This is a genomic window from Ralstonia flatus (assembly GCF_958439105.1).
Taxonomy (GTDB): Bacteria; Pseudomonadota; Gammaproteobacteria; order Burkholderiales; family Burkholderiaceae; genus Ralstonia; species Ralstonia flatus.
Genome location: NZ_CAUDLI010000010.1, coordinates 30,770 through 49,484, shown reverse-complemented (window position 1 = coordinate 49,484; position 18,715 = coordinate 30,770). Strand labels below are relative to the sequence as shown.

General features: G+C 63.5%; 15 protein-coding genes and 1 tRNA gene. 8 read left to right on the top strand and 8 right to left on the bottom strand.

Features of this window, described 5'->3' with window-relative positions:
* The first annotated feature begins 152 nt into the window (after window positions 1-152).
* Window positions 153-1,838: an electron transfer flavoprotein-ubiquinone oxidoreductase gene (locus tag R2676_RS20505; protein ID WP_206273774.1), complete on the top strand. Its 1,686-nt coding sequence runs from the start codon at window positions 153-155 to the stop codon at window positions 1,836-1,838.
* Between the two features lie 68 nt (window positions 1,839-1,906).
* Here R2676_RS20505 and aroC read toward each other — a convergent pair whose 3' ends face one another.
* The 4 genes from aroC to R2676_RS20485 all read right to left on the bottom strand — a co-directional run bounded on the left by aroC (window position 1,907) and on the right by R2676_RS20485 (window position 6,046).
* A complete protein-coding gene (aroC, locus tag R2676_RS20500) occupies window positions 1,907-3,007 on the bottom strand; it encodes a chorismate synthase (protein ID WP_206273775.1) in 1,101 nt (366 codons plus the stop codon).
* Between the two features lie 85 nt (window positions 3,008-3,092).
* The gene (locus tag R2676_RS20495) at window positions 3,093-3,506 is read right to left on the bottom strand and encodes an FKBP-type peptidyl-prolyl cis-trans isomerase (protein WP_027681217.1); all 414 of its coding nucleotides are present in this window, start codon (window positions 3,504-3,506) and stop codon (window positions 3,093-3,095) included.
* A gap of 94 nt (window positions 3,507-3,600) precedes the next feature.
* Window positions 3,601-5,508, bottom strand: a complete 1,908-nt coding sequence (locus tag R2676_RS20490; RefSeq protein ID WP_102067371.1) for an MFS transporter — start codon at window positions 5,506-5,508, stop codon at window positions 3,601-3,603.
* An 82-nt stretch (window positions 5,509-5,590) separates the two neighbouring features.
* Complete coding sequence (locus R2676_RS20485; protein WP_009240853.1) at window positions 5,591-6,046, bottom strand: CBS domain-containing protein; 456 nt, start codon at window positions 6,044-6,046, stop codon at window positions 5,591-5,593.
* Between the two features lie 240 nt (window positions 6,047-6,286).
* On the opposite strand from R2676_RS20485, the gene R2676_RS20480 reads away from it, so the two are divergent.
* From R2676_RS20480 to R2676_RS20470, 3 genes are read left to right on the top strand one after another with little or no spacing between them, the layout of a single operon-like run.
* The gene (locus tag R2676_RS20480) at window positions 6,287-7,618 is read left to right on the top strand and encodes an O-acetylhomoserine aminocarboxypropyltransferase (RefSeq protein ID WP_206273776.1); all 1,332 of its coding nucleotides are present in this window, start codon (window positions 6,287-6,289) and stop codon (window positions 7,616-7,618) included.
* Entirely contained in the window at window positions 7,618-8,442 is an 825-nt protein-coding gene (locus R2676_RS20475) for an alpha/beta fold hydrolase (protein WP_206273777.1), read from the top strand. The genes R2676_RS20480 and R2676_RS20475 overlap by 1 nt, the downstream gene beginning before the upstream one ends.
* Window positions 8,443-8,463: 21 nt before the next feature.
* Window positions 8,464-8,781: an Mpo1-like protein gene (locus R2676_RS20470; RefSeq protein WP_206273778.1), complete on the top strand. Its 318-nt coding sequence runs from the start codon at window positions 8,464-8,466 to the stop codon at window positions 8,779-8,781.
* A gap of 4 nt (window positions 8,782-8,785) precedes the next feature.
* Here the strand turns inward: R2676_RS20470 and R2676_RS20465 are convergent, their stop codons facing one another.
* The gene (locus R2676_RS20465) at window positions 8,786-10,117 is read right to left on the bottom strand and encodes a YihY family inner membrane protein (RefSeq protein ID WP_206273779.1); all 1,332 of its coding nucleotides are present in this window, start codon (window positions 10,115-10,117) and stop codon (window positions 8,786-8,788) included.
* 68 nt (window positions 10,118-10,185) lie between these two features.
* Between R2676_RS20465 and wrbA the strand changes: the two genes are divergently transcribed.
* The 3 genes from wrbA to R2676_RS20450 are packed head-to-tail and all read left to right on the top strand — an operon-like array spanning window position 10,186 to window position 12,587.
* Entirely contained in the window at window positions 10,186-10,779 is a 594-nt protein-coding gene (gene wrbA, locus R2676_RS20460) for an NAD(P)H:quinone oxidoreductase (protein ID WP_206273780.1), read from the top strand.
* Window positions 10,776-11,168, top strand: a complete 393-nt coding sequence (locus R2676_RS20455) for a DUF2069 domain-containing protein (RefSeq protein ID WP_206273781.1) — start codon at window positions 10,776-10,778, stop codon at window positions 11,166-11,168. Before wrbA ends, R2676_RS20455 begins: the two co-directional genes overlap by 4 nt.
* Window positions 11,169-11,174: 6 nt before the next feature.
* Window positions 11,175-12,587 carry an FAD-binding oxidoreductase gene (locus R2676_RS20450; RefSeq protein WP_206273782.1) on the top strand — a complete coding sequence of 471 codons (1,413 nt, stop codon included), beginning with the start codon at window positions 11,175-11,177 and terminating at the stop codon, window positions 12,585-12,587.
* A 17-nt stretch (window positions 12,588-12,604) separates the two neighbouring features.
* On the opposite strand, the gene R2676_RS20445 is transcribed toward R2676_RS20450, so the two are convergent.
* Complete coding sequence (locus tag R2676_RS20445; protein ID WP_027681208.1) at window positions 12,605-12,808, bottom strand: hypothetical protein; 204 nt, start codon at window positions 12,806-12,808, stop codon at window positions 12,605-12,607.
* A gap of 663 nt (window positions 12,809-13,471) precedes the next feature.
* On the opposite strand from R2676_RS20445, the gene R2676_RS20440 reads away from it, so the two are divergent.
* Window positions 13,472-13,548, top strand: a tRNA-Arg gene (locus R2676_RS20440).
* A gap of 173 nt (window positions 13,549-13,721) precedes the next feature.
* Here R2676_RS20440 and R2676_RS20435 read toward each other — a convergent pair.
* A complete protein-coding gene (locus R2676_RS20435; RefSeq protein ID WP_206273783.1) occupies window positions 13,722-14,984 on the bottom strand; it encodes a DotU family type IV/VI secretion system protein in 1,263 nt (420 codons plus the stop codon).
* Window positions 14,933-18,709: a type VI secretion system membrane subunit TssM gene (gene tssM / locus R2676_RS20430; RefSeq protein WP_316887447.1), complete on the bottom strand. Its 3,777-nt coding sequence runs from the start codon at window positions 18,707-18,709 to the stop codon at window positions 14,933-14,935. Before tssM ends, R2676_RS20435 begins: the two co-directional genes overlap by 52 nt.
* Window positions 18,710-18,715 lie beyond the last annotated feature (6 nt).

Below are 18,715 nucleotides of genomic sequence, written 5' to 3'. Positions count from 1 at the left end.
GCGCAGCTTAACAAAAAATCGAACGATCGTTCAGAAATTTCCCTTGCCGCATCCGGGCGTGTCCCGGACAATGCGGAAAATTCTAATGCAGCAATCCGTCATACCAATAAGCAAACGCCCCTAACTGTCCCCAAAGCAGCGAAGAGACACTTATGAACCAGCAGCAGCTCCTCGAACAATACGGCCCGCGAGAGTCCATGGAGTATGACGTCGTGATCGTCGGCGGTGGCCCCGCCGGCCTGGCGACAGCGATTCGCATCAAGCAACTGGCTGCCGAGACGGGCAAAGACGTGTCCGTCGTCGTGCTGGAAAAGGGCTCCGAACCCGGTGCCCACATTCTGTCGGGCGCGGTGATGGACCCCCGCGCAATCACCGAACTGCTCCCCAACTGGAAGGCCGACGGCGCCCCGCTCAACCAGCCGGTCACCGGCGACGACGTGCTCTTCCTGAGCGCAACCGATGCGAAGCGCACGCCCGATTGGCTCGTGCCGCGCAATTTCCACAACGACGGCTGCTACGTCATCTCGCTGTCGAACGTGGTGAAGTGGATGGCCACGCAGGCCGAAGCGCTGGGCGTGGAAATTTTCCCGGGCTTTGCCGCAGCCGAAGTGCTGTACGACGACAAGGGCGCCGTGCGCGGCGTTGCTACCGGCAACATGGGCATCGGCAAGGACGGCGAGCCCACCGAGAACTTCCAGCTCGGCATGGAACTGCTCGGCAAGTACACCATCTTCGCGGAAGGCGCGCGCGGCCATCTGGGCCGCCAGTTGCTGGAGAAATTCAAGCTCAACGCCGGCAAAGACCCGCAGACCTTCGCCATCGGCATCAAGGAACTCTGGGAAATCGATCCGGCCAAGGCCAAGCCTGGCCTCGTGGTTCATACCGCTGGTTGGCCGATGGAAGATGACACCTTCGGGGGCGGCTTCCTGTATCACCTGGAAGACAACAAGGTCACGCTCGGCTTCGTCATTGGGCTGGACTACAAAAACCCGTGGATGAGCCCGTTCGAAGAGATGCAGCGCTGGAAGGCCCACCCTGCCATCCGCGCGCACATCGAAGGCGGCAAGCGCATCGGCTATGGCGCGCGCGCCATCAACAACGGTACGCCGCAAGCGCTGCCGAAAACGGTGTTCCCGGGGGGTGCACTGGTCGGTTGCGATGCTGGCTACCTAAACGCGGCGCGTATCAAGGGCAGCCACGCGGCCATCAAGAGCGGCATGATGTGCGGTGAGGCTGTGTTCGAAGCCGTGACGGCCGGCCGTTCCGCTGACGAGCTGTCCGCCTACCCCGCCGCCTTCGAACAGAGCTGGCTGAAGGAAGAGCTGGACCAGTCGCGCAACTTCAAGCTGTGGTTCAAGAAGAGCCCGACCCTGGGCAAGATCATGACCGGCATCGAACAGTGGCTGCTGCCCAAGATTGGCGTGAGCAACCCGCCCTGGACGCTGCACGGCACGAAGTCGGATAACCAGTCGCTCAAGCCGGCATCGGAATGCCCGAAGATCGAGTATCCGAAGCCGGACGGCAAGATCACGTTCGATCGCCTGTCGTCGGTGTTCATTTCGAACACGAACCACGAAGAGAATCAGCCGGCGCACCTGACGCTGAAGGATCCGACCGTTCCGACGCGCATCAACCTGACGCAGTTTGCCGGCCCCGAGCAGCGCTACTGCCCGGCAGGCGTGTATGAGTTCGTCAAGAACGACGAAGGCACCGAACGCCTGCAGATCAACGCGCAGAACTGCGTGCACTGCAAGACCTGCGACATCAAGGACCCGACGCAGAACATCGTGTGGGTCACGCCGGAAGGCGGTGGCGGACCGAACTACGTCGGCATGTAAGCAGCGGGCGACCGCCCAACAAAAAAGACGGCTTGAAGCCGTCTTTTTTGTTGCCTGAGCGAATCGATTCAGGGAGCTTTTGCCGAAATCGCCGGCGTCTCGACCGACACATCGCCGCATTGCGCACGATGGCGCAGCGCGTGATCGATCAGCACCAGCGCCAGCAGCGCCTCGGCGATCGGCGTGGCACGGATGCCAACGCACGGATCATGGCGGCCGAACGTTTCGACCACCGCCGGATCACCCGCCTTGTCGATCGAACGGCGCGGCGTACGGATGCTCGACGTCGGCTTAATCGCGAGCGACACAGAGATGTCCTGCCCCGTCGAAATCCCGCCCAGGATGCCGCCCGCGTTGTTGCCGACAAAGCCCTCCGGCGTCAGCTCATCACCATGCTCGGAGCCGCGCTGGCTGACCGCGTGGAAGCCTGCGCCGATCTCAACGCCCTTCACCGCATTCAGGCCCATCATGGCGTGGGCGATGTCTGCATCCAGGCGATCGAAGAGCGGCTCGCCCCAGCCGACGGGCACGCCGGTGGCCACCACTTCAATGCGCGCGCCGACGGAATCGCCGTCCTTGCGCAGTGCATCCATATAGCTTTCCAGCTCGGGAACGATCTCGGCATTGGGCGCGAAGAACGGGTTGTTCGGCACCTCGCTCCAGTCAACGAACGGAATCTGGATATCGCCCAGTTGCGACATGAAGCCGTGGATTTCAACGCCGAACTTCTCACGCAGCCACTTCTTGGCGACGGCGCCTGCAGCCACCGTCGGTGCCGTCAAACGTGCGGAAGAACGGCCGCCGCCGCGCGGATCGCGGATGCCGTATTTGTGCCAATAGGTGTAATCGGCGTGGCCGGGACGGAAAGTCTCGGCGATGTTGCTGTAATCCTTGCTGCGCTGATCGGTATTGCGGATCAGCAGGCAGATCGGCGTGCCCGTGGTCTTGCCTTCGTAGACGCCGGAGAGGATCTCGACGAGGTCCTCCTCCTTGCGCTGCGTAACGTGGCGCGAGGTGCCGGGCTTGCGGCGGTCCAGATCGGGCTGGATGTCTTCTGCCGATAGCGTCATGCCGGGCGGGCAGCCATCGATGACTGCGCCGATGGCCGGGCCATGCGACTCGCCGAAGGTGGTGACGGAAAACAGCAGGCCCAGGGTATTGCCAGACATGATCGTGCTCGGGAAAGCGCCGCGACGGCCGCGGCGCGAAACTTCAGGAAAACGCTATTGTAAGGCCGATCTATCGGCCCCTTGGTCAGCCGCCGATACCCAGCAGCTCGACCTCGAAGTTCAGCGTCGAATTGGGCGGAATGGTGCCGGGAACGCCGCGCTCGCCGTAAGCGGTGGCCGCCGGGCAGGTCAGCTTGGCCTTGCCACCCACCTGCATCTTCTGCACGCCTTCGGTCCAGCACGGAATCACGCGATTCAGCGGGAACGAGATCGGCTGGCCGCGCTTGTAGGAGCTGTCGAATTCTTTGCCGTCGGTCAGCGTGCCGCGGTAGTGCACCTTGACCGTGTCGCTGGCCTTCGGCGACGGGCCGGTGCCCTTGGTCAGCGTCTGGACGATCACACCGGAGGGCAGCGTCTCGGAGGCCGGCGATGCGGCTTGCGCACTAACGGCAGCCAGGGCAAGCAACGAAGCACACAGCAGCGGGGAAACGTGTTTCATGGCAGGTCACGGGAGAGTTGGAGGTCAGAAAAATACATGAAGGCCGATTGCGGGCCGACCGGCAGTGTATCGAAGTCCGGAGGCCCCCCACGCGCTAGAGCCGCTCGCCGCGCAGCGCCAGCACGGCGGCCTGCATCGTCTCCGGCGACACGGCATGCGCCGGCACAGGCGTGCCGATGCACAGCTCCAGCTTGTTGAGGAAACCGCGACGGAACGGGCGCGACATCGCCGCCCCGCCCTTGCGCGAGAAAAAGCTGCCCCAGAGGCCACGTAGCGCCATCGGCACCACGGGTACGGGCGTGCGTTCGATGATGCGGCGCATGCCGTCCTTGAACGGGTTCATCTCGCCCGTGGCAGTGATCTTGCCTTCGGGGAAGATGCAGACGACCTCGCCTTCCGCCAGCGCCGCGGCAATCGTGTCGTAGGCGCGCTTGAGCATCTCCGGGTCTTCATGCATCGGCGCAATCGGAATCGCCTTGACCGTGCGGAAAAACCACGACAGCAGCGGCACCTTGAAGATGCGGTGGTCCATCACGAAACGCACGGGGCGGCGCACGAACGCGCCCACCACCACGGCATCGACGAAGCTCACGTGGTTGCAGACCAGCAGGCATGGGCCTTCATCGGGAATCTGCTCCGAGCCCTCCACCTTCACGCGGTAAACGGTATGGATCAGCAGCCACATCACGAACCGGATCAGGAATTCCGGCACCAGGGTGTAGATGTAGATCGCCACCACGGCGTTGAGGATGCCGGTTACCAGAAACAGCTGCGGGATCGTGAACCCGGCACGGGTAAGCACCATCGCCAGCACGGCAGAAGCGATCATGAACAGCGCGTTCAGGATGTTGTTGGCGGCAATGATGCGCGCGCGGTGCGTCGGCTCGCAGCGGCTCTGGATCAACGCATATAACGGCACGCTGTAGAAGCCGCCGAACATCGCCAGCAGGAACAGATCGGCCAGCACGCGCCAGTGGCGGTGGTTCTGCAGGAAACCTGAAATGCCCGTCAGCACGTCGTGCGCGACCAATGCCTCGGCATGCGAAGCAAAGTACAAGTCCACCGCAAACACCGTCATGCCGATCGAGCCAAACGGCACCAGGCCGATCTCCACCGTGCGGCCCGACAGCTTTTCGCAGAGCACCGAGCCCAAGCCGATGCCGACCGAAAACACCGCCAGCAGCAGCGTCACGACATTCTGGTCGCCGCCGAGCACGTTGCGCGCGAACGCGAAGAACGACGTCAGGAACGTCGCCCCCACAAACCACAGCCATGAGATGCCCAGCAGGCTCAGGAAGACCGCGCGCTGGTTGCTCGCCAGCTTCAGGTTCCGCCAGGTCTCGGAAATGGGGTTCCAGTTGATGCGCAGGTCCGGCTGCGACGCCGGCGAGACGGGCACACCGCGCGCGGTCAGCCACCCGGCCACGGCAATGACAATGCACGCAATACCGGTGAACAGCGGGCCGATCAGCTCGCCGTTGCGGGTGTAATTGGCCAGTTCGCCGCCACCAATGGTGCCGATCAGGATAGCGACGAAGGTGCCCATTTCCACCAGCCCGTTACCGCCGACCAGCTCCGCCGATTGCAGGTGCTGCGGCAGATAGGCGTACTTCACGGGCCCGAACAGCGTCGAGTGCACGCCCATCAAGAACGTGCACAGGTACAGCAGTTCAACATGGCGCAGCGCGAAACCCGCACAGCCGATCGCCATGATGGCGATTTCCAACGTCTTCACCAGACGGATCAGCCGCGCCTTGTCCATGCGGTCGGCAATCTGCCCGCTGGTGGCAGACAGCAGCACAAACGGCGCGATGAAGATCGCAGAAATCAGGAATGCCGCCGACGCCGGGTCCGCATTGCCGAACAGCGCAGCGTGGTAGGTGACCAACGAGGAAAACGCCACCTTGAAAACGTTGTCGTTCATCGCGCCCAGGAACTGGGTCCAGAAGAACGGTGCAAAGCGACGCTGCTTCAGCAGCGAAAACTGGCTCGATTGGCTCATCGGCAGGCGGTTCTGGGTTCAACAAAAAACCCGCTCGCAATGGCGGGCGGGTTTCAGGAATGCGGTAGAGAGGTCGCGCAGGTCAGTCTTCGTTGGCCTTTTCTTCGGGCCAGTCGCGAATGTACGCCTTGAGCATCTTGTTTTCGAAACTTTGGTCTTCCAGCACGGCCTTGGCCACGTCGTAGAAGGAAATCACGCCCATCAGCGTGCGGCTGTCGAGCACTGGCAGATAGCGCACATGGTGCTCCAGCATGATGCGGCGCACTTCGTTGACTTCGGTTTCGGGCGTGCAGGTGACGGGATGATCGTCCATCACCTTGCGGATGGTCGTGCCATCGCCCACGGAACCGTGGTTTTTGGCGACCACCTTGATGATTTCCCGGAAGGTCAGCATGCCGACCAGTTCGCCGTACTCCATGACAACGAGCGAGCCGATGTCTTTTTCCGCCATCGTCTGCACGGCCACCTGGAGCTTCGTTTCAGGCGCCACGGTGTAGAGCGTGTTGCCCTTCACGTGGAGGATGTCGCTGACTTTCATATTGCGTCTCCCAGAGTTCGGGGTGCCGGTCTGCCGGGGGAGCGACCGCGCGCGGGTTGTGGTTATGGTTGTGCTTCGATCCTAGCCCAAACCGGATCGCTTCGACAAGCATGCAGCGCAGAAAAAACCCGTCAAAAACCGCGCCCGCTCGGCGTTTGCCCGGAATGCGCTGCAGCAGGGAGCAGTGCTAGCATCCCCCGTCCAAACTTGTTCCCGCGCCCTGTCCGGGTGCCTGAATCCATGTCCAAAGCCCGCTTCGACACGCTGGCCCTGCATGCCGGTGCCGCGCCCGACCCGGCCACCGGCGCGCGCGCCACGCCCATTCACCTGAGCACGTCCTTTGTGTTCCGCGACAGCGAACATGCGGCGTCATTGTTCAATATGGAACGCGCGGGCCACGTCTACTCGCGCATCTCCAACCCGACCGTCGCCGTGTTCGAAGAGCGCATGGCGGCGCTGGAAAACGGCGTAGGCGCCATCGCCACCGCTTCGGGGCAGGCGGCGCTGCATCTGGCCATCGTCACGCTCATGGGTGCCGGCTCGCACATCGTCGCCTCTTCGGCGCTGTATGGCGGCTCGCACAACTTGCTGCACTACACGCTACGCCGCTTCGGTATCGAGACGACCTTCGTCAAGCCCGGCGACATCGATGGCTGGCGCGCTGCCATCCGCCCGAACACCCGGCTGCTTTTTGGCGAGACGCTCGGCAACCCGGGGCTGGATGTGCTGGACATTCCGACCATCGCATCGATCGCGCATGACGCAGGCGTGCCGCTGCTGGTCGATTCGACCTTCACCACGCCTTGGCTGCTGCAGCCGTTCGCGCACGGCGCAGATCTCGTCTATCACTCGGCCACCAAGTTCCTGGGCGGGCATGGCACGACCATCGGCGGCGCGCTGGTCGACGGCGGCACGTTCGACTACGTGGCCGCCGGCAAGCACCCCGAGCTGACCGAGCCGTACGCGGGTTTCCACGACATGGTGTTTGCCGAGGAAAGCACCGTCGCGCCCTTCCTGCTGCGCGCGCGCCGTGAAGGCCTGCGCGACTTTGGTGCCTGCATGAACCCGATGGCCGCGTGGCAACTGCTGCAAGGCATCGAGACCCTGCCGCTGCGCATGGCGCGGCACGTGGACAACGCCCGCCGCATCGTCGCCTTCCTGGCAAGCCATCCGATGGTGGCCTCGGTCGCCTATCCGGAGCTGGAATCGCACCCAGATCACGCCTTGGCCAAGCGCCTGCTTCCACGCGGCTGCGGTGCGGTGTTCAGCTTTGATCTGCGCGGCGACCGGCGTGCCGGCCAGCAGTTCATCGAATCGCTCGGCCTGTTCTCGCACCTTGCCAACGTAGGCGATGCACGCTCGCTGGTCATCCACCCCGCATCGACGACCCACTTCCGCATGGACGCCGACGCGCTGGCTGCAGCCGGCATCAGCGAAGGCACGATCCGCCTTTCCATCGGCCTGGAAGACGCCGACGACCTGATCGACGATCTCAAACGCGGCCTGAAAGCCGCCGAGCGCGCGATGTCCGCCGCGCCCGGCAAAGCCGCCAACGCAACGGGAGCCCGCTGATGGAATGGACCGTACAGGGCGTGCGCGCCTACGCCTACACCGGCGGCAAGCCGTTCAACGCCGAATTGCCGTGCGTCGTATTTGTGCATGGCGCGCAGAACGATCATTCCGTCTGGGGCCTGCAGACGCGCTGGTTTGCGCACCACGGTTTCAGCGTGCTTGCGGTCGATTTGCCCGGGCACGGCCGCAGCGCCGGCACCCCGCTGCAGACCGTGGAAGCCATGGCCGATTGGGTGATGGCGCTGGTGCACGCGGCAGGCGTCACGCGGCCGGTGATTGTGGTCGGGCACAGCATGGGTTCGCTGATTGCGCTGGAGTGCGCGTCCAGATATGCGAGTCGCGTGCGCCGCATCGCGCTGGTCGCGACGGCCTGGCCGATGAAGGTGTCGGATGCGCTGCTCGACTCCGCGCTCAACAACACACCGGGCGCCATCGACATGGTGAATGCGTGGTCGCATTCCAGTCTGGCGAACAAGCCGTCATCGCCGGGCCCGGGCTTCTGGATGCACGGTGGCAGCCAGCGGCTGATGGAGCGTGTCGCGCGCGGTACCGACGCACCCGTCTTCCACACCGACTTTGCCGCCTGCAACGCCTATGCGCGCGGCGCCGAAGCCATGGCCGCCGTGAAGTGCCCGTCACTCGTGATCGTCGGAGAGAAAGACCAGATGACCCCAGCGAAAGCCGGTCGTCAGGTTGCGGCAGGACTGGCCGGCAGCCGTGTCGTGGGCCTGCCGGGCGGGCACGCGATCATGGGAGAATGCCCCGACGGCACACTCGACGCGCTGATTGCGTTTGCGCGCGAACGAGACCCGGTCGCCGCATAAGTCGCCTCCCGGAGACGCATCATGGCCACCACCGAGACCCACCGCTTCGGCAGCTTCGCCGAGTTCTATCCGTACTACCTGAGCGAGCACCAGGACCGCACCTGCCGGCGCCTGCACTTTGCCGGCTCGACGGTAGCGTTGGTATGCCTGTTCCTGCTGGTCTTCACGGGCGACCTGTGGTGGTTGCTGGGGGCGGCCGTGAGCGGTTACGCGTTCGCGTGGGTCGGGCACTTCGGGTTCGAGAAGAACCGCCCCGCCACCTTCCGCCACCCCTTCTACAGCCTGATGGGCGACTGGGTGATGTACCGCGATATCTGGACGGGCAAGATCCCGTTCTGAAACGTCAGGCGCTGGCGTTGGCAGCGGCGGGCATTGCCGAAGCCGGGGCGGTCGCCGTAGCCGCGTGCGCGGCCGCCGCCACGCCGCGTTCGCCACTCGTAAAAATGCTCTCGAGCGTGGCATCGAGGGACGGATTCTGCAACTGGCTGACCAGCGCGTGCGTGTCACCCAGATGGCGAGCCAGCGCGGTGCGCGGCAAGCGCGGCAGATTCAGTACCAGCTTTTCATACAGTGGCCGCAGCGTGGTCGTGTGCGCATCGCACAGCAACGCCCAGTGAGCCTCACCGCGATCCTGCTGCAGCTTGCCGATCAGATGCAGCGCCTTCAGCTTGGTCAGCAGGTCGACGAGGTAATCGGCTTCCAATTGCAGGCGCCGGCCGATATCGCGTTCGGCCACCGTACGCGGCGCCTGTTCGCGTGCGCGATACAGCAGCAACAGAACACCCAGCGCATCAAAGAACTCGCTGCCCGGAAACGTCCGGCGTTGCCAGTAGCCCTGGCGGATGATCGGCAGCGTCGACGCGATGGTCGCGCCAAGCAGCGTCACCAACCAGCTCACGTAGATCCACGTGAGGAAGATCGGCAGCGTGGCAAATGCGCCGTAGACGGCCGTGTAGGTGGGGATATGCGCGACGTAAGCGCCAAAGACGCGCTTAGCGATTTCGAATGCCCCGGCCGCAATCAGGCCAGCAATGAACGCATCGCGCCGCTCCACGTTGGTATTCGGCACAAACACGTAAAGCATCGCGAACGCAATCGCCGAGAGCAGAATCGGGATCAGGCTCACGATCACGCCCAGGCCGAACGGCAGCTTGTGCACATAGCCCGCCGAGATCGACACGAGATACGAACTGACCGACAGGCTCGCGCCAATCAGCACCGGCGCGAATGTCATCAGCGCCCAGAACACCAGAACGCGCTGCGCCAGCGGCCGACGATGACGCACGCGCCAGATGGCGTTCAATGCGTTTTCGACGGTGAGCATGGTCATCACCGAGGTCACGACCAAGCCGATCAGGCCTGCGGCCGTCAGCCCCTTGGCGTTGCTGGAAAACTGGTTCAGATACGTCAGAATCGGCCGGCTGATGCTGCCCGGCACGAGGTTGCTGAACATGTAGCCTTCGATGTCCGCCCGGAAGCTCTTGAACATCGGGAAGGCCGTGAACAGCGCAAACGCCACCGTCAGGATCGGAACCAGCGACAGCACGGTCGTGAAGGTCAGGCTGCCGGCCACTTGCGGCAGGCGGTCTTCACCGGCGCGGCGCAAGGCGTAGCGCGCCAGCGCACGCAGCTTGGCGGCATTCCATTGACGAAGCGCGCGGGTGTCAAAAAGCATGAAAAATGAGGCGGGACGCGGGGTTGGGGGGCGCAACTATAATACCGCGACGCTCTCCACGCTTTGTTATGAAAGATATCCTGGTCCTGTACTACAGCCGTCACGGCAGCACGCGCGCATTGGCCGAAGCCATTGCGCAAGGCATTGAAAGTGTCGACGGCGCCCAGGCGCGGGTGCGCACCGTGCCGGCGGTCTCCACCGTTTGCGAGGCCACACAGCCCGACGTACCTGATGGTGGCCCACCTTACGTGGAGGTACGCGACCTTGAAGAATGTGTGGGCCTCGCGCTGGGCTCGCCCACGCGCTTTGGCAACATGGCCGCACCGCTAAAGTACTTCCTGGATGGCACCACGCCGCAATGGCTAGCGGGCGCGCTGGCCGGCAAGCCGGCATGTGTGTTCACCTCCACGGGCAGCATGCACGGCGGGCAGGAAACCACCCTGCTTTCGATGATGCTGCCGCTGCTGCACCACGGCATGGTCGTCCTGGGCCTGCCGTATCAGCACAGCGAACTGCTTTCCACCGACGCCGGCGGCACGCCATACGGGCCGTCGCACGTTGCGCACCGCGGCGATACCGCACCGCTGACCGCACACGAACGCACACTCGCCACAGCCATGGGCCGGCGGCTGGCGCAGACCGCTCTCAAGCTCGCCGCATGACTCCCGACACCAACGTCGTCACCGGATCCCGGGCGCTGGCGCTGACGAGCGCAGGCAGCCTCATCGCATTGATCATCCTGTGTGCCGCATGGGAGCTGTGGCTCGCTCCCGTGCGCCCAGGCGGCTCGTGGCTGGCGCTCAAGACGCTGCTGCTGGCGTGGCCGCTGCCCGGCGTGCTGCGCAGGAACCGCTACACGATGCAATGGGCGTCGATGTTCATCCTGCTGTTCTTTACCGAAGGCATCGTGCGGGCAACATCGGACGTTGGGCTCTCGCGATCGCTGGCATGGGGAGAAGTGGCGCTCAGCGTGGTGTTTTTCTCGGCGACCATCTTCTACCTGCGTCCATTCAAGCGTGCGGCCAAAGCCCGCGCCAGCCAGAGCACTTGACCCGCCATGACTCACGATGCCTTCCTGCAAGCCTGCGTTGACGCCATCGGGGCAACGCACGTCCTAACTGCACCGGAAGACCAGGCGCCTTACCTCACCGATTGGCGCAAGCGTTTCTCGGGCCGCGCACGGGCAGTATTGCGCCCCGCCAGCCCTGATGAGGTGGCAGCGCTCGTGCGCCTGTGCGGCGAACATGGCGTGCCGATCGTTCCGCAAGGCGGCAACACCGGCTTGTGCGGCGGCGCCACGCCCGACATGGAAGGCAACGCGGTGGTGATCTCGTTGCAGCGCATGCAGCGCGTGCGCGCCGTCGACCCCATCAACAACACCATCACCGTGGATGCCGGCTGCATCCTGGCCAACGTGCAACAGGCCGCTGCCGATGCGGATCGCCTCTTCCCGCTGAGCCTCGCTGCAGAGGGCAGTTGCACGATAGGCGGCAACCTTGCCACCAACGCCGGCGGCACCGCCGTCCTGCGCTACGGCAATGCGCGCGAGCTGTGTCTGGGCATCGAAGCGGTCCTGCCCAACGGCGAACTGTGGAACGGCCTGCGCGGCCTGCGCAAGGACAACACCGGCTACGACCTGCGTGACCTGCTGATCGGCGCGGAAGGCACGCTCGGCATCATCACCGGCGCGATGCTAAAGCTGTTTCCGCAACCGCGCGCCAAAGTGACGGCGCTGGCGGCGCTGCAATCGCCACGTCAGGCGCTTGAGTTTCTATCGCTGGCGCAAGGCCATGCAGGGACGCTGCTGACGGGCTTCGAGCTGATGTCGGCGTTTTGCCTGGAACTGGTGCGCAAGCATTACCCGCAGTTGCGCGTGCCGTTCACGCAGGCATATCCGCAATACGTGCTGCTGGAATTGTCCGATCTGGAAAGCGAAGAACATGCGCGCACCCTGTTCGAATCGCTCATGGAAGACGCGCTCACGCGCGGCGTGATCGACGATGCGGCGGTGGCGGAATCGGTGGCCCAGTCGCGCGACTTCTGGAGCCTGCGCGAACACATTCCGCTGGCGCAGGCCGACGAAGGCAAGAACATCAAGCACGATATTGGCGTGCCCATCTCGCGCATTGCCGACTTCATTGACGTAACGGACCGCGCGCTGGCGGCAGCCTACCCCGACATCCGCATGGTGACGTTCGGCCACCTTGGCGACGGCAACCTGCACTACAACGTGTCGCCGCCGGAAGGCCATGCGCACGACGCATTCCTCGCCAACCAAGACGGCATCAACCGCATCGTGCACGACAGCGTGCATGCGCACGGCGGCTCCATCTCAGCCGAACACGGCATCGGCCAGCTCAAGCGCGAAGACAACGCGCGCTACAAGAGCCCCGTTGAACTGACGGCGATGCGCGCGATCAAGCAGGCGCTGGACCCGCGCGGCCTGATGAATCCGGGCAAGGTGTTGTAGGGCAATCCGGCCTTGCTTCAGCCGAACAGCTTGAACGTGTAGTTCGCCACCGCGAAGAGGACCGTCGCCGCCAGCAGCCACAGCAGCATGCGCGGCACGCCGCTGGGCGGCAGACGATGATCGCTGGCGTTGGAACGATCGCCGATGCGCCCGCTCTGGGCGCTACGAATGTAAGTGGTGCGTGACGACCCAGCCGGGCGTCGTGCATGACGCGTGTTCATTGTTTCCTCCCTGCCCCATGGCTAGCGCCTCGCCTGGCTCCCTGCAGCCATGGCGAAACACAGCAGCCCCATGGATCGCTCCATGGCTGCCCAAACAAGACTCCCTGATTTCCCGTCTGGTCGGAACCGAAAAGGCTTCGTCACGCCCGGTTGGCGTGCGTAGGCACGGCGTTCCGCGTCATTGCGCGGAATTTCGAATGAAACGTTATTGTTGTGTGGCACTACCCGACGCCACGAAATGTATCAAAAATCCCCCCAATTGGGGGGTACGCATTTTGGGTATATGACCTTTCGGATGATGCGCAGGAACGACGCTTGCGGGCGCGATTAGGGCAAACCCCGAATCCAACCCATGTATGGAGGCAGTCCATGCCCGCTTCGCCCGATCTGACCAAGCGCGCCCATATCACGCCGCCGCAGCCGCCCGAACAGCCCCCGCACCCGCCGCCGGAATGGCCGCCGCCCGATGAACCGGCCCACGACCCGGTGCACGACCCCGAACCACAAACGCCCCCAATCGAACTGCCACCCGGGGAGCTACCGCCGGAAATCCCGCCCCAGCATTAGCGCGGCGCAACATCCCATCTGTTAGAATCGCGGCCTCCCAGGCACCCGGAGGCCGCGCGTTTTTGGTATGCCTGGGCAGCCTGCACATCTGCATATCTGCCCATAGCTCAGTTGGATAGAGCATCGGCCTTCTAAGCCGACGGTCGGGGGTTCGAATCCCTCTGGGCAGGCCAAAAAAACCTTTGTGGATCAAGCACCTGCGTTAAGCGTCACTGCGACGGTTTAACAAGTGAGCGCGGGAAAGTGTGACCAGATCTCATCCTGGGGACGTATCGCTTGGTCTCGACTGGCCGTCAACGCCACTGCTTCCCCTTCACTCGCCACGCAAGTTTGCCTCGTTGCCCCACTATCGCTGAAGGCCTGTTGGCTGTGAATTTGGCACGCTTTCAAGAACGACCTCGACGCGTCGGTTCAACGCCCTGCCCGCGGCGGTGCGGTTATCTCCAACGGGATCTTTCACGCCGCGACCGATGATGGACAAGCGGTCCGAAGCGATCCCGCGCTCTTGCAGATGCCGCGCGACCGCCGTGGCACGTGCGGTTGACAGCGCGAGGTTCGACTCCATGCGATCTCGCGGGCCAGGGGCATCGTCGGTATGCCCAAGAACGATGACCTTGCCGTGCGTGTCGGCAAGCACGGTGGCAAGTCGATCGAGCTGGCGCGCGAGCATCGGCATAAGGTCGGCCCGCCCGGAGGCGAAACCCTCGTCGCTATTGAAGGCGAGATAAACTCGATCGTCTTTTGTGCTGATGCCGACTGGGGCCGCGCCGGCTTCGGACGCCAGCCCGCGCGCAATGCGATCCGCTAACGATTCACGCTGCTGGGCCAATTGCGCGGACAGTGCCTCCACCTTCGCAACCAGCGCTTGATTGTCCTGATGCTGACGGCGGAGCATGAACGTCATACCGAGCACGATCCCTGTCACGATGAGCCCGGTGACGACAACGATGGGCAGCCAAGACCGTTCCGCAGGGGCTTCCCGCAGAAGTACCACTTCCGGTGGAGGCTTGTTGACCGGCCCGAGCCACTCCGGTATCCAACGTTCATGGGGGATGTGGGGAATGCTCGCCGTCGTGGATGCGAGTTGCTGGCGCGCTGGCAGTGCGATGTTCGGCAATGGCAAACCACGCTCGTCACGAAGGCCGCGCGCGGTCAGTTCTGCGATCACTTCCAGCGCGTTTGCGCTGGCGTTCGGTGTTTGCTGGAGTTTTTCGATCCATCCACGGCAGCGTTGACCGCAGGCGTTTTCGTAGTAGAACTCCGCGAGCAACCCATGTTGGAGCCAGACGCCACGCAGGCTGTTCGCACGTCCGCGCACTTGGCTCCCCGCCTGGTCGATGGCGGCGCAGAAGCAGTAATGCACCGCCTCGATGCTGTCGGCATTGAGTGCGGCTGCCAGGGAGGCCTTCTTGAAGGTCCTCAACCGTGTGCGGGCCTCCGATCGGAGGGTATCGAGCCGCGCCGCCGACTCCAGCTCTGGCGACAGCTCAGCCAGCAACCAGAACAGCGGTTGGGCGAGGCGAAGGATGTGGTTCTTCGACTGTGACCGGTGATCCATCAACCCGACCTCCCCGGACACTGAAAGCCCTGCAGCAACCCAGTCGTCCACGGATTGGCCTGACTGCCGGTGTTGACATCGAGTTTCGCCTTACGTCCGTCGAAATCGTACTCAGCCACAAAATGGCTGGGCGACGCCGAGTTGTCCAGCTTGCCCTTGGCAATCACGCGCATCATGGCCCAGGGGCCGTTGGCGATGAGCGAGGACGTCTCGGGCCGAACACGCGGGTTGGCCGTGATTTCCGCGCCCTGCCCGCCACGCGGCCCAGGCCACGTCACCTTGAGCGGAATCACCGGCCCGTGGACGTAGCGCTGGCTCTGGCCATCGAAGTCCATCGTCAGCTCAACGATTTCCGGGTCCAGTTCTACCACCTTCAAGTCGACTTTCCAGGCTATCTTCTTGGCACCAGGGTCGCGAAAGAACACTTCGCGGATTTCTCTGGCCCGCTGGAACGGAACAAGACTGGGGCCGGCAACCGGTGGTACATCCGGGGCAGCCAGCTTGTAGCGCCATGGCGAAATCGTCGTGTCCACATGTGGCGCCAGGACTTTCTGAAAGAAGTCATCCAGCACACCGCCGCTGGCGAAAACCCGCGCAAAGTCTTCCGTATCCACGTCCTGCTTGGATGTCGGCGTGAAGGGGTACTTGCCGTCGATAGCGCTGCGGCAGCTCTCGCCGATGACTGCGTTCATCTGCGCGATCAGGATGTCGCCGATTCCCTTGTTGACGTCACGCGTGCCCTGGATCACCAAATCTGCCAGCACCTCCTTGAGCGGCGCCGGCAGCTTGGCGGCTTCCATGCGCAACTGTGCACCGGCTTCGGAAGGCGGTGGCAAATTGCGCGTCTCCAACGCGTTGCTGGCGACCATCAACGAGGTGTAGTACGCGTTGACCATACCGGCAATGGCATCCAATCGCGGCTTGTTGTTGGCGGCTTGCGCGTTGGGGGCGATAACGTCGGCCTGTCCTGTGACAATTTCGCGCAGCGCGGCGAAGCGGTTGTCGACCAACGCACGCTCTTGGCGAGCTTCGGCGCGGGATGCGAACCCCGTGATTTTGTCGGCTTTGTTGTCCAGAGCGGCGAGCGCCTTGTCGGCCAGGGACTTGTCCTCTTGTTCTGCCGGTTGGCTGAGGGTCGTTTCCTTGACGACGACACGCCCTAGACGCGCGAGCGGCGAGTCCGGGGCAGCGAAGTTGCGCAGCACCTCTAGGTCGAAGGTGAGGTTGTTGCCGGTGAGCGCGCGAATATCGCGCAAGAATTCCGTCCACCTCTGCGCGTATTCCGTCAGGTACAGGCGGCGGATTTCTCGCGTGACGGGGTCGTCGCCGGTCAGCTTGCCAGCGGCGCTCTCAAGCGTTTTTTTTTGAGCGCCGCCTGCACGCCCCATCACCCAAACGTCAATCGCCTGGGCCTTGTTGACAAACTCCGGCAGGCGGGCATTGAACAGATTGTGATAACCCGCGTAGGTGAACAGGCCGGGAATACCGCGCTCCAACGGCTCCCCACTGGCGCGCGAGAAGACCGTACCGGCCTGCGGGCCGATCGCACGCACAAGCGTGAAATCGGCCGGGGCCTCTTCCATCATGGCGGCTTTGGCACGCTCGTATAGGCGTTCCGTGGAGGTGTTGCCGTCCAGGAAGTCTCGTGCGGAGCGAATCAACGCCTCATTCTTGGCATAGGGCGATTGGATCGCTCGCCTGCCATCGAGCAGGCTGTCGAGCTGCTCGACCACAGTGATCCGGCCGCCAAAGGCATCCGCGCCACCCGTTGCCCAATCGTTTTGCACCCAACTCCGTACGTCGGAAGCACGGAACTGCTCCTTGTCGTACAGCATGAGGTAGACGCGCAGGGTGTCGTAGGTCAGCTTGGCACCCTTGTCGACGATGGCGGCGGAGAGCACCGCTTCCACGCGACGGACCAGATACGGCACCAAAAGGTTGTCCTGCAGTTTGACGTGGGTGGCCGTGGACACTGCGAGCACGGGCGCTACGACATACAGCCCGTAGCGCCAGCTCAGTGACGGGTCCAGCAGGTTCAGGTTCGTGAATTCTGGCAGGTCATGCGCCGCGGCCAGCAGGTCCGGCACACCGTCGGCTTCGGGCTTCTTATAGAAGCGAGTCACCTTGACGGTCAGGGCCTTGGCCTTCTCCTGAACCACGTCGAGGTAGTTGGTGTTGTAGCCAAAACTCGTATAGAACCCAAGCACCAACCACAGAACGAATGCCAGCACTGCGGTATGGGCCAGCAGCCGCATCAAGCGGAAGCGGAATTCCCAACGCAGATTGGGCCGCACTAGGTGTGATTCGGCAAAGATACCGCGCTTGAACAGGTCCGACAGGAAGTAGCTGTCGGAGCCCACCGTGGAACGGGCTGACTGCGCTTCAGACGGTGTCTTGCCATCCAGGACTTGCGAGGCCACCGTGTCACTGGCAGCGACCACCGACTCGCCGGTCTGTGCGGCACTGGTGAAGTACACGCCACGGAGCATCGCCTTGTTCTGCGTGTTGTCGTAGCGCGAATCGGCAAAGATGTGCTCGACGAGGTCCGCAAGGGGTTCGGTCAGGCCATCGAACTCCTCAACCAGGCCGAGCAGGACCTTGCGCCGGCCGGCGTCGAATTCTTCGTTGAAGCGATCGGCTTCGCCAGCGACCAGACGTTTTTCCAGCGCAGCCATCTCGGTGCGGCAGAGCTCGCTCAACGGCGGCAGAACTTGGTTGCGTTTGGCCTTCCGATCGGTGGGCAGGCCAAAGCCCCACGGCTGCGCACGCCCTTCACTACCCAGGTATTGGAAGTACTGCGCGAAACCGCTCAACAGATCGAGCTTGGTCACCACGACATAGACGGGGAACTGGATGCGCAGCTCCTGCCGCAGTTCCGCCAAGCGTGTGCGGATCTTCTGTGCCTCGTCCGAACGTTGTTGCGCAGTTCGCCCAACGAGATCCCGCACACTGACGGTGACCACCACGCCGTTGACGGGGGCTCGCCCTCGGTACTTGCGTAGCAGGCTTAGGAACTTCTCCCATTCTGCCCGCAGGGCGTCCGATGCATTGTTCTGGCTGGTGAAATTACCAACGGTGTCGATCAAGACGGCCTCATTGGTGAATCGCCATATCGGGGCTTTGCGATCCTCATTGGCTTGCGATGGCGAACCGACGCCACCGGTGAGCGGAAAACCCAGGCCCGCGTTGGTCAGCATACTGGTCTTGCCCGCGTTGGCTGGACCCAGGGTGAGGTACCACGGCAACTCGTATAGATAGCGGCGGCCATCGAGCAGTTTCGACAAGCCGCTCCCGGTGCGCAGCGCCTTCAGCTCGCGCATGGCAGCTTCCACGCTGGCTGCGACGGCCTTAGTGTCCGCGCCTGCGACGGGTTCATCATTCTTGGTCTGCGTACCTATCACCCAGTTGCGAAATCCCTCGTCCGTCCGGAAGCGGTGCCACAGCAGGTAAACGAGATAGGCCGCCGATACGAGTGCAATGACGGCAATCAGCAGCAGACGCGGCCTCGTATCCTGCAGCGGGTGCTGCCCATTGAATGCCAGCAACGGACCGGCATGCCAAATAAGCAGGCACAACGCGGTGGCCGCGACAAAGAACAGCGGCAGCCCGAACACCAGGAAGAAGTACAGCGCCAGCAGCAATGCTATGACAGCGACGCGCGTGCCAACACCGGCTAGCGGCACCATGCCATCGAAACTCAGTAGCGGGCCAATCCACCAGACAGCGGTAGAAAGCAGCACGATCGCCGTGAGGGCCAGCACCTGCCAGGACACCATGGCGGT